Raw genomic sequence first — 13,840 nt, forward strand, 5'->3', positions numbered from 1 at the left:
CCCAATCCAATCGATTGTAAACATGTTTAGTGTTGATAGATTTCTCTGTGCTTATGATTTTCTACTACTAATACCTATTCGTTGTGAACGAAGTCAACCAAGAGGTTCAATGTTGTTTGTTGATTGAATTGAAATTCTGAATTGAATGTGGGAATAAGTTTACTTGTGTTTGGAGAACTGCTAACATGTTAGGTATTAAGGTTTATATTAACAACGGTTATAACTGAAGCTTGAATGTTAAATCATCATATAAATAAATCATCGAATAAAACAAACACCAAAACATCCACAATCAATATTAATAAAACAAACCATCCCATACAACTCGATTTCAACAAATCCATACTAAAGAACAACTTAATATAAACCAATTACTCAATTAACCAAGATAACATAATGTCTTCTGCATGATATAACAGACTTAAAATAAACAATTCTAACAAAAATCCACCAAACAAACTATTCCTTTGTAACCCTCAGAAATTAACATATTATTATAACCTAATAGGTATCAAAAACAACCATGGAATAAACATATCAAAACTTAAACTACTCTTAACAAACCAATTTCCATATCAAAATGAGAACAGAAGTTTAGAATTAACCTCTATTACCAATAAGTCATTCAACACAGACTTTTACATATATTTCAAGTTCAATAATATTAAATACGAAACATTCAACAAAATTCCATATGTTAGTCACTGTCTTGTTTTCAATCTTCCGAAGTTAATTTTACCCAAACTAAACACCAAATTCAAACCATACTCAGAAGAAGAACAGAAAGTAATAATCTCCAAATTAATAAAATCAACCTCAATCTATTACAACATAAACGAAAGAGACAACAAAATACTGTTCAATACCTCTAACAACGGACATATAGAAATCACAACTAATAACCAATGTACCATCTCATGTGATGATTATCATGAACTGTTCTTAATAACTCTATTAAAACTTAGAACTAAACACCAACATTTATGAAAATCATTATTAAACACCAAAACAGTATCCTTTGTTAATAGAAGATGATGGAAATTCAACTACATTCAAAATCAAAACAACACAAAGTGATATGGTAAACGAAGATCGAACAGACCAATCAAAAAGTTTAATGAAATCTATCAAAATGTTGAAGTAATCCTATTAAGAAATCTAGAAAAACACCAAGACACAAACCCCACTACTTCATGTGAGTCATTAACTCTAAATAATTGGTTAGCCTTACATCAAACAAGTATAGCATATATCTCAGCTGACTTTGAACTAATAGACAAATTAACATGTGATACTAAACTTCAACCTAGTGTTACAAACGACATAAACATCTTAGAAGATGAACTTAAGGAGTTGTGATTAACATCATCTGATAGACAAAGAGTAAACAATTTAACACATATAAAACATGCTTATAATCCAGACCACATAACAAAGCAAGATTGATTAATGATATGAAAGAATCAAGTGAACAACAATAAGTTTATCCTACCAGAAGATGTAGACGTATTAACAGTTTGAAGTATCGGAGATACAATAATAAAGTTCATATGCCAAGATATAGATAAATTACTCTGCTTAAACAATCCTGATACTATAATTAATAATCTCATGAAAGAAACATCTATTTCAATATGAAAAGCACTACAAACAAAGATATACACCGCATTAAACAAGTCATCATTCAACCAAACTGTCGAACAAACTAATAGCTTATGTGAAATCTCTCATGAACAAAGATTAACATGTATGAACGGAGATCCAAACACCCAAACTTTATCCTTAACACAACGAGATGTACAACGTTGGCATCAAGGAGGAATATGTCCAATCGAATCACCAGAAGGTCATAACATAGGATTAATGTTTACTTTGACTACTTATTCAAGCATAGATGTAAATGGAAACATATTAACAGCATACTATAAGGTTCATAATGGTCTGATTAGTAATCAAATAATATATCTAAGCTATCTTGAAAGGTTAAATTATACAACCATAATACCAGGAAGTAAACAATTCGGAGATAGAATTACATGTGAGAGAAACAACAAAATCTCATTAACTAAACTAACCGAAGCCGAAATATGTTATTGTTCAGATATACAATTCTTTTCTCCTTCAACGAATTTAATCCCCTTCCTTAAACACAACGATCCAACCCGATGTCTCATGGCAGTAAACATGGAGAAGCAAGCAATTCCATTATTAACTCCTCAATCTCCATTAATAGGAACAGGTACAGAAAGATTAGTTACTGAAAACTGTCATAACAACATCATCTCTAAATCTAATGGAATAGTTACTAAAGTTGATTCAACAAAAATCATTATCTATACCACCTCTACTAACCGTTACTTCGTTTACAAACTACCATCAAACGAACATAATAATCAGAACATATATATAAGAATTAGACCAATAGTACTACCATCACAATTAGTTTCAAAAGGTGAACTTATCGCTGAATGTCAATCACATTACCACGGAGAGTTAAGCTTAGGTACAAACTTATTAGTAGCATTTATGTGTTGGAAAGGTTATAACTTCGAAGATTCTGTATTAATTTCATCTGAAATTGTATCAAAAGGAACATTTCAATCTCTTCATGTAATACAATTAGATATTGAATTAAGGAAAGACGAAGTCTTAACTAATAATATCAAAACAATACCAACAAAACATCTAATACATCTACAAAACAATGGTATTGTTAAAACAGGTTGTAAACTTCATGCTAATGATGTAATAGTAGGTAAAATCAAATTCACTACTAAACCAAACAATGATGTTAACTCCACAAATCGATACTCTCTGGTATACAAAGATTCATCAATAAGACTACAAAACGATATACAAAGTGCAACTGTTATAGATGTTCAACGACCAGAAAGAGATGAATTGGATGGCATTATAAATGATGTTATTACGAAACTAGAACTATTAAGTAAGAAGTATATTAAACACATCTGACATTTATCTGGAACTAAAACGATAATCTTAAAAAGTAGACATCAAAGTTATGGCATCTTCGAATTCAATAGCATCGATGTTGAACTTTCAAATAACTTACAATTAGTATACAAATCATATATACTAAAATTCACAGCTTTATACGAACGTTGCTTTGAATCGTTGAATTTATACTTGTCTTCGAAATGTAACACGTACGATCAACCCAATCTAGATAGGATAGTAATAAAACTTTTAACTAAAAGATCGATAAAGGTAGGCGATAAGATATGTGGTAGACATGGCAACAAAGGTGTGATATCGAAGATAGTTCCGAAGGAGGATATGCCATTCATGGCTGATGGAACCGTTATAGATGTAATCTTCAATCCATTAAGCATACCTTCAAGAATGAATGTTGGACAGATACTGGAATCTCATCTGGGATTAATAAGTTATAAGATGGGATTAGAATTTAAGAAATTACTTCAAATATACAACATATCAAACAACAAACAAGGAATAATCGATATTGTTAAATCAAAGCTATCAGAAATACATCCAAATGTTGACTTTAAATCAATCGATAACAAAACAATATTGGAACTGATATCTGAGTTATCCAATGGTGTTAAAACAAATGTCCAAGATATGGAAATTGAGAAAGATATTAAGTTCTTAGAATCACGTGTTGATTTAAGGCACAACAAATATCAGTGTCAATTATACGATGGGATAACAGGTCTAAAGTTTGATAGAAAGACTACAGTCGGAATTATGTATGTTTATAAGTTAAACCACATGGTAGATGATAAGATCTATGCCAGATCTACAGGACCTTATTCAACCATCACTCAACAACCAACAAAGGGTAAGATGAACAAAGGAGGACAGAGGTTAGGTGAGATGGAAGTATGGGCATTGCAAAGCTATGGTGCTGCGTTTATTATTCAAGAGATGTTAACTGCTAAATGTGATGATTTAAAAGCCAGAAAGACACTAAGTGCTAGTATAACTGAGAAACATTCAGGATTTAAAATATCTTGTGGTGAAACACTATTCATTCTAATCAAAGAATTGTGTTCTCTCTGTATTGAATTTAAGATAACATAACTAATGTATCAAATGAAACTAATACTGTACTAATATTGGATTTGATGAATAGACAAACGAACAAATCCATTAGGTTAGCGATTGCTTCAGATCAAACAATATTATCATGATCGTATGGGGAAGTTGTAAACAGTATACTCTTCGATGATAGAACAGGTAAACCAACAAAAGATGGTTTGTTTTGTCCAAAGATATTCGGTCCAATTAACAAGAACGAATGTTTGTGTAACAAACCCATGATAAACTCAAACAAGTGTTGTTCTAATTGTGGAACGGACTTTAATATTAACTGAAGAAAAGCTAAACAAAGATTTGGTCATATAGAACTATCAAAACCTATTGTTCATACTTGATTTCATAAAACTAATACAGAAGTATTAGAAGTTCTACTTGGATTATCTGGTTCAGTGATTAAAAGTCTAATAAATTGTGATTTACATGTAATAAACAAACGAATATCTGATGATTTATATGATGGAAAGATAATTAATTCATCTGTTTACAACGATCTAGGACAACAAAGAGATTATGACAAGGTTGTTTCAGGAGGATCGGCTATAAACTACTTACTATCGAAAACAAATCTCAACAAACTCAAACAAGATATCCAACGAAAGTATGAAAGAGTTGATTCTGTAACTACTTCAAATGAACTAAGCGAAAGAATGAAGATTATCGATGGCTTCTTGAATAAGAACGTTGATCCAACTTGGCTTGTATTAAAAGTCCTACCTGTTTTACCTGCTAGTTTAAGACCAATAGTAGCAGATGATGATGAAAAGGTACCGTCTTCTGATTTAAACGAACTTTATAGTCAAGTAATAACCGCTAACAATGATTTAAGATGTTGTTATAATCTCTTTAAATTCGGTTGACAATTGGCTACTAACGAATTAATACAAAACATTAAGAAGTTACAAAAAGCAGTAGATATGTTATATGATAATTCAAGTGATTTAGATAACCATCCGTCATATAACAACGAAGCACTAAAATCTATTTCAGAAATGTTAAAGGGTAAGAATGGTAGATTCCGACAGACTCTATTAGGTAAACGTGTAGATTATTCTGGACGAACAGTAATTGTTCCAGGTCCGAACTTAAAACTTGATGAGTGTAGTATACCACGAACCATGGCATTCGATCTGTTTAAACCAATCATCTATCTAAAAGCAATGTTGAAACTTGGAACCAAAGCAAACAATTCAATAGAAAGTACACTAGAAAACAACCCAATCATAACTAATCAAATCTTAAATGAAGTTACAAACTATTATCCTATTATTTTGAACAGAGCTCCAACCCTTCATAAACTTAGTATGTTGGTCTTTATGGTTAAATTAAACAGTGATAGAGTAATTAAAGTACATCCTTTGGTCTGTGCAGGTTACAATGCTGACTTCGATGGTGATCAAATGGCAATACATGTTCCGTTAACCAGTGAAGCCAAACTTGAAGCAATGAAATACATGTTATCCTCTAAGAACATACTACACCCAGCCAATGGCAACGTTGTTATAACCCCAACTAAGGAAATGATAATGGGATTGTATTACTTATCTTTAGTTAATAATGATAAAGAATGCTTAAAGTTTGGATCGTTACCTCTTCTTAAGAAGACTATTGATTTGAATTTAATTACTGTTCATACTAAGATTATGTACACTATAACTGTTAACAACAAGCTGATAGAGGTTGTAACAACACCGGGTAGGATTTTGATTACTGATATAGTACCATCTGAATGTTGTTTTCGATATGATGCTTATCATCCGGAACTAACGAAAGAGCTAATTATAGATTTGATACAAGAAGTGAACATAAACTGTGACCGACGAAAGACGGTAAGGTTCTGTGAAGCACTAATGAGATTAGGATTCAAATATGCAACACAATCTGGACTATCATTAGGTCTATCTGACTTACTAATTTCTAAACACAAACAAAACAGCTTGAAATCTGTTCGGAACAAAGTAAGAGAGATGATCAACTACAAACAGATTATTCCTTGTAAATTACAACGTCCTGTCTTTTGTAAATTATGGTCAAATGTTGCTGATGAAATTAACAAGAACATTGATCTGAATGATTCAGATATACATCCTAGCAACTCTTCATCAATTAGAATAATGATGGCTTCAGGAGCAAGAGGAACATTAAGTCAATTACAACAACTAACAGGTCTAAGAGGAAGGATCATTTGTTTCAACGATGAACTAAGCAAGATACCAATACTTCATTCGTACACAGAGGGTCTTTCATCAATTGAAATGTTTGTACTTAGTTATAGTTCAAGAAAAGGATTAATAGACTCAGTAATTAAAACATCTAAATCCGGTTATTTTATGAGAAAGTTAGTAGAAGCATCACGGGAATGCATTATAGATGAAATTGATTGTAGAACAAAATTAGGTTTAGAGATAGACTTATCATTAGATGATTATGACAACACTAGTAGTTGACTTATTGGCCGATTCTTACTTAATGATGTAACTGTTAACAACGTTGTAGTAGCTGATTCAAATGTTGTATTGACTAGGGAAGTAATATTTGATTTGATAAAGGTTTGTAAGTATAAAGTTCATGTTCGTTCGCCGTTAATGTGTCAAGCAAACTCCGGTATATGTAGGAAATGTTATGGATTGAATATTGGTACAAGGAAGTTGGTAAATTTAGGTGATTCTGTTGGGGTTTTGGCTGCTCAATCAATTGGTGAACCCGGAACTCAATTAACATTAAGATCCTTTCATGGATTAGAAATCAGTAACTTTAAAACATCTCCAAAAAGTTACCAATGTTATGCTAAAGCACCGTGTTGCGGACAGATTAAAGTACTAAACCTTGCATGTACTTATTCATATCAAGGAGATTTAATTGTCGTGAATAATAAGTGTTTGGTTGTAATATATCAACAAGCAAAACTTGTTTGGAAGGTTGCTGTCCCAATTGGATCCAGGTTATTCTTTAATAACAACGATTTTGTTGGAGTAGGAAAAGTCTTATGACTTTGTTGTGTTCAAAACGAATCGTATATTAGTTTAGCTAATGGTAAATCGTATTATGATAATCTGTGTCACAACGTTAACCTCCATAGGAGATCAAGACGTGGTGATCTATCACCAACTGAAAAATGAGGTTACACGGATAAGTTCATTGCTAAAATTATACTTAAAGTAACCAACATAAACTTGGCATATCTAATAAAGAACAACGTTTTATCACATGTTATTATTCAGAACAATTGTGATGTCAAAATATTTGATTGTATTATGTTTAAAATTATAGAAGATTACCAAGACACAGTTCCAAACAAAAGTGGGGGATTATATAAGTTGGAACAGTTGTTTGATAACTCTGAATGGGATTCGGACGTTGCTATTGTTTCACCATGTTCTGGTATGTTAAAGATAGGTAATACAAAAGGTTTTAGTTCATATGTAATTGACCCAAGCTCAAGGTGTAAGTTTCCGATAGTATACCATTTATACGACCAACATTTGAACACAAAAGTCGACAAATATGTCAATACTATGGAGATGTTATTACACGGAGAAGTAGATCTTTCAGATTATGCTATTAATCATGGGTTTCATTGTTTTGTTAAGTATTTTATTAAAAGTGTTCAACAGATTTATGAACAATATGGAATAAATGTTAACTCAAAACATATAGAAGTTATGTTAAAGCTAATGACATCGACTGCAGTAATATGGAACGACAATTGTTTCAACCTTACTAAATATTCTAGTAATAAATGATGAGTTATCGATTGTATTAATCGAGTTTGTCAAACGTTTAGACAAGAAAAGATTGAATATTCTAGACAAGTAGTTGGTATATCAAAGTTGTGTACCAAGCATCAGATTTCACCATTATCATCAATGTCTTATCAAGGATCAACAAAAGCCATAGTCAATGCCATTATAAATGGTTCAGAATTCGAACTAACAGGTATTAAAGATCGAACAATGTTTGGTATGTTGCCATTTATTGGTTTAGGATATTTAAAGAGATGTTAATCAATGTCAATAATATTATGTAGTTTATAAAAGGACACATTTTATCTAAGATATTTGTTAACAGTATGGAATTAGTTTAATGTGAATAGTAATTAACACCAATTGTATAACATGAACAAATCTAATTGAAATTATTAACATTAGAACAAGGTAGATGTAGTTATTAAACCAGTTTCAGTGATAATTGATTAATGAACAGATGTAGAAGTAGATGTTAATGGTATTAGTGCAATTATGGGTGTTTTATAGGGAGTAAGAATTGATGTTGTTGTTTAGGTTAATACATTAAAAGTAGTTAAACTGATTGTCTTGGAGTTTAATCGGATGTTTGATTAGTACAAACGTTCGAAGTAAGATGTGTTTATGGGTTGTTTGAGTCCAAATACGTTTAGAGTATACCAATCATGTTAGATTAGTTTAACAGATAGTATACTTTATAAGCAAACAACATTCTATCAATTCGGTTTCGTTATTCAATATCTTAAGAAGAGTGGCAATTAAGTATGACGGAATGAAGTTAACTTAAAAGATACTCTTTGGTATTACTTATTCAGTGAACTTGTTCTGGTCGTTTGCATATTTCAAATATATCGATGTTAGTTATCTAAGATAGTACTGAGTTGTTCCAGATGATCGGAAGTACAAAGTTAATTGATCAACTTAGTAAACCATGTTTTAATATGGTGTGATTAACTTGATTATGGGATATTGGAATAGGGAACGAATACTTGTTAGGGCAGTAATTGAGTTAACCAAAGGTTGTAATTGTTCATGAAATAATTGGTGGTAAATGCTATTGGAGTTAAAATATTCTGTCAATTCAAGTGGAAATATCAAACAATTGGTTTGATCTGTTGCATCCAGATAGTAACTAAATCCAGATAAAGCAGTAACAAACGTTCATCACTTTGTTTGGATAGGTTATAGATATTAGATTACTAATGGGATTAAGATCTGTTGTTAATGTGTTTGGTTTGTTAGGGAACATTGAGGTGTTTGGACGTTGTGGTTGTTGAAGTTTATGCTTTTAATGTTGGTTTAAACAAGAATGTCAATATTGGAACAGAAGTTTGAGTAGTATGGATTAATCAAATTGATGATTAAGGTCTGAATTGTTTCAAGGTATAAATTACAATCAATATGACATGATGTGAATTGAACGAACCAATGTTGATCCATTTCAATGAGATAATTGTCTAGATTAGAACGACCGATGTAATAACTAAATGTTGATTCAACTTCTGAATTCATTGGAGTTATAATTAGTTAATGAATTAAACCAAAGACTCTATTTTGATAGGTATTAACCACATTAATCATGAAGAATGTTATCTGTGTTGGTGTTGCAACGAAGTCAGCTTTGATAAGTGCTTTAGTGTTGAAATGATTATGGAGATTAAACCATCTGTTGAATAATCAGGTGTTATCATGTTGGGTTAAGAATTACATAGATTAAACCTTAATTAAGTGATTAAAAGGAACAACAAGATGGTGATAGTACGAGTAGTGATACGAGTTTGGAGAGATATATTCATCAAATGAGATATAATTTACGGTAATAAGTTAGTTTGTTAGTGGAATTTGTATCAATCGTTGGCTTGTTGATTATCCATCCTGGATCAGGTTGATATTTGTTGTTCTAATTAAAACGATTATGTTTAGTGAATGAGTTGTTCTAATCAGAGGATTAAATCAGTCTATTTAGATCTGTTATATACAAGAAAAGGTTATTAAATCAGACATTTATATTAGTACCGCAATTATTATAACGTTGTGTTTATGGTTTTACGATGTTAATTTAATCAGAGTGTTGTTGTCATTAGATTTATTAGATATTTAGATTAATTAGTACAGATTCTTGATTTCCATTGACATATTTAACACTAATTAATAGGCTCATGAACATCAATATTAGTGTTGATAATCTATCCTATAAATTTAAACTAATAACACTAATCCAAACATCCGTTGTACCAATAATTCGTAGTTTATAACACTGTTGATTTAAATTGTTCACTTAACATGGACATAGAGGTGTTGAAGTTTTGTGTTGGTTTAGTTTCGTTTGGTTGGGTTCGATAATGAAATTTGTTAACTAAATTATTATTCGTTGACAGAAACAACAGGTTAAACCAATTAGAGTTTTATGTGTTAACGTTGAATTATGTTCGGTAATGGGATTGATATTATGTTGAAGTTTATTATGTAACTTATTAGTTATCGAACTTGTTAGTTTGTTGATAATTGAATCGAGACTATTGGTTGTTGAATGGTTTTATGGATTGACAATGATTTGGTAATAATTTGAATGATTTTGATGAGTTAATTCAGCTGTTACAACGTTGGTCCCAAAGATTCTAATGTGTTCGTTAACATCTTGGATAACCTTATTTAATTGGATTGTTTTAACGATAATTTATATCGATAACTGTTTCTTGTTGGTTTTAGAATTATAACAACCGAGTTAATAATACTTATCGAATTTATACATGAAATGAATTGTTGAAGAGGTCGGGATTAATTAACAATTATGAAAGCTAATATTATTGAGTCAGATTATTATCAGTATTCATTTTAAGAAGTAATAACCTGATGTTGTAAGAGTTATACTAATTTGACTTATTAAGTTGGATAAATGTTGTTAGATTTAGACAAGTCCTGGTAAGTTTAAGCTAAAATTGTTGTTAACTCTATTGCTTATATAGTCTGTGTTTAATGTTACTTATTATTAACTAATTGCAGATGTAACTATTCGTTGAATATTAACAACCTTGGTTATCAGAAGTCTGATTTGTTAATAACATATGACAGATTGTTGTAAGGGATATAGAGATAAATCTATACCATATCCATGTTGGTCTTGATAAGAGATTATATGTTTACATGGATTAGACCATGATTGATTAATTAGAACAAGACGATATATTTGATCTCGAAATGGTATAAGCTTTGATAGGTTTAAATACTTGAAATGTTTGATCGATAATCTTGAGAGAGTATGATATTAGATTAAAGGTTGGTTGTGTTTGTTAAGTTTATAACATTTGTAGGGTTTTTGATCAGTAAGTATGATGGTTCAATTTAAGTATAATTGGATTTATTGTGGCTAATAATTGTGTTAACACTATGATTCTTGGTGGTATCATTTATTCGTATAAGATATGTTAAGTTCATAATGTTATGTGTATCTGTTTGATACGTGATGCTAACACAGAATAGTGTTTAATTTAAAGGAAAGTAATCAAAAGATCTTATCGGGTTGACGGTTTATAACAGATCTAACAAATTATAGTATCAATTGTTACTTCGGTTAATTCAAGATCTTCGGTATTACCAATAAAGCTTATAATAAGTTATAATGTTATTGGCAGTAAGTTATAGATTGAAATCGTTATAGAAGTTGTCGGTACAACGTTTGGTTGTTTGTTGTTAGTTGTTGCTTTTAGTATAAAATTGGAATGAATGTATGGATGTTTAGATGGATTTAGAATGAGTTTACTGAATATGGAAGGTTTAGTTTGAGTCCTTGATTTTGATTAGGTTTAAAGATTAGATGTAGTAGGAATTTATATAATATACTGGCTGATTGGTTATAGAATAACAATTTTGGTACACATAAAAGTTAACATATTAACAACAACATAAATCGATACATGAACGTTGTTGAATCCTGTTATGTTTTAGTGTATTGATCCTTTATTATGTGTTTTGTTTTAGATTAATTAAACTTATACCAATCTTGATCTAAATATCTAAGACATGTTCCTTTTATTATTATTGTAGTTACCATTAATATCGTTACAAATATACACAGCAATGTTTTAAGTTTAACAACATCAATAGCATTTGATAAGTGGTCGTTGTTTAATCGTTTGGGAATTATATGAGACACTTTGTTGGTGTTATCTGCTTTGATTTTGGTATTGAATCATGATATAAGTTTTACAATCAAAAGGTGTACACTTCATTTCTGTAAGTTTAATAGACCAAACACATTGAAATTATTATTCTTGACTGATCTTATTAAATTTGATATAAAGATTAGTGTAAAACATGGACATGATGCCATGATGTTGTTTGTTCTTCATGTATTTAGAGATAGAGAATTATTAGAAGGTTTAAAACCACCAAACGTTGAGTCAGTTAAATCTGATGTTTTGAAGATAATTAAACCAGGAAGACCTATGATTAGGTAATAAACTAGTGGTAGTAATATCCTGTTATTGTAATTCTCTGTCAATGATGACAACAAAGAGGTGCATATACCATGTTCGTCAAGATGTTTGACCGTTTTGTCAGTAATCGATGAAAGCTTATATCTGCATAGTTCTAAATCAGTACTGTATAGCTGATCTAAAGTGTTAGTTACATGAGTAAATACCTTCTTATGAGAGAGCAGTGTCATTGCTGTGATTAATTCTAATATTCAACCAAATTGTATACAGTTAAATCAATTATGGAGACTAAATCCTAGATATCATCCAATGATGTGGATTATTAACAACGTTGGATTACCATATCATTTTGTTGTAATTGATGGCTTCTTGAGTAATCAGTGAATGATTTGAGATGTCCGAATAATTGGAGTGTTAACAACTTGTCAGAATCACATTACCACGTTATGCCATACAAACGTTGTTATCGATGGAATAGTATTAACAGTTGAATAATTCATAAAAATGTACTAACACTTAGAACTTGGATACCGAATCAAAACTGTTTAGATTATTCTTTAGTAACGATAATTTATTCAATGAGTTATCATCGAAGTAGTTGTTTTAAAGTTGGACCAATGTTGATTTGTACGAGAGAGAGTATTTTTAAGACTCATTCAATAATCGAAACCAACGGTCGGTTAGAATGGAGGATGTTTATCCAATGTGTACTTCGAACGGGTTGTAATGTATTGGTTTTGAATAGATATTATAAATCTAATAGACAAATGGATGTTGATAAGTTTTGGTTAGAAAATCTGTTAATAATAAGACTCATAAACTTTGATCCAATTATAAATCTGGTTATCTCGTAATTTGAGTCATGATTTTGTTTCGACAACGTTGTTAGCAGTATAGTACTTGTGTTGGTTTAATGTTAAGTACATTTTATTGACATGATGAACCAAAGGTTTCGGTGTTCTTCTTAGGAGTTAATAATCTATCAGATTTCTTACACTTGTTTGATGTACATATTTTGATGCTTTGACCAACAGATGTTTAACATTATACTTAATTTGGTTCATGATAATAAACTCTTAACAGAAACAATAGATAGGAGCTTATTCTAACTTATGAAAACATCATAACAATCTTGTTAGTTTTACAACACCCAAGGATATTTCAATACGGCAGTTTGTTAGTAATCTAATTAACTGATTTGGTTCTTGGTTAAAACTTAATTCGGATACATTAACAACGATGTGACATCTATCATTATGGGGATTGAATTCTCTTGGAGAGTACCAATCTGTCTACCAAACGGGCATTACTTGTTGTTGAATTCTGACACTTGTGTTTGGTTTATTGTTCTACATTTCATGGTTTCTTTGTTTGTTCCTAATAATTTAATGAACATGAACTTGATCTCTAGTTTGTAAGCAGTGTAATCGTCTAACATCTAATTACTATTGATCTTTTAAAACTCATGGTAACAACCTATACTTAAACTTTGTAATTGTTCTCCATGTTGGAAAGACAACTGATTCTTTACCTATAAACTCTAATCTGGTGGATAACTATTCATATTTGTTCGGATACAAC

The 13,840-nt window shown here is 30.6% G+C and carries 5 protein-coding genes; 4 read left to right on the forward strand and 1 reads right to left on the reverse strand.

What is annotated here, in order from left to right:
* Positions 1–22: 22 nt before the first annotated feature.
* The 3 genes from MAGTDC_RS05190 to MAGTDC_RS00525 all read left to right on the forward strand — a co-directional run bounded on the left by MAGTDC_RS05190 (position 23) and on the right by MAGTDC_RS00525 (position 8,084).
* Positions 23–157 carry a hypothetical protein gene (locus tag MAGTDC_RS05190; protein ID WP_278046853.1) on the forward strand — a complete coding sequence of 45 codons (135 nt, stop codon included), beginning with the start codon at positions 23–25 and terminating at the stop codon, positions 155–157.
* Positions 158–396: 239 nt separating this feature from the next.
* Complete coding sequence (locus MAGTDC_RS00520; RefSeq protein WP_146656576.1) at positions 397–4,065, forward strand: DNA-directed RNA polymerase subunit beta; 3,669 nt, start codon at positions 397–399, stop codon at positions 4,063–4,065.
* Positions 4,066–4,109: 44 nt separating this feature from the next.
* Positions 4,110–8,084, forward strand: coding sequence for a hypothetical protein (locus MAGTDC_RS00525; RefSeq protein WP_146656577.1), 3,975 nt, complete (start codon positions 4,110–4,112; stop codon positions 8,082–8,084).
* A 3,718-nt stretch (positions 8,085–11,802) separates the two neighbouring features.
* Here the strand turns inward: MAGTDC_RS00525 and MAGTDC_RS05795 are convergent.
* The gene (locus MAGTDC_RS05795) at positions 11,803–12,489 is read right to left on the reverse strand and encodes a cobalamin biosynthesis protein (RefSeq protein ID WP_192572923.1); all 687 of its coding nucleotides are present in this window, start codon (positions 12,487–12,489) and stop codon (positions 11,803–11,805) included.
* A gap of 79 nt (positions 12,490–12,568) precedes the next feature.
* Between MAGTDC_RS05795 and MAGTDC_RS04145 the strand changes: the two genes are divergently transcribed.
* On the forward strand, positions 12,569–12,754 hold the full coding sequence (locus MAGTDC_RS04145; RefSeq protein WP_192572924.1) for a hypothetical protein: 186 nt from the start codon (positions 12,569–12,571) through the stop codon (positions 12,752–12,754).
* The last annotated feature ends 1,086 nt before the right edge of the window (positions 12,755–13,840 follow it).

It is taken from the genome of Candidatus Hodgkinia cicadicola, assembly GCF_002774925.1.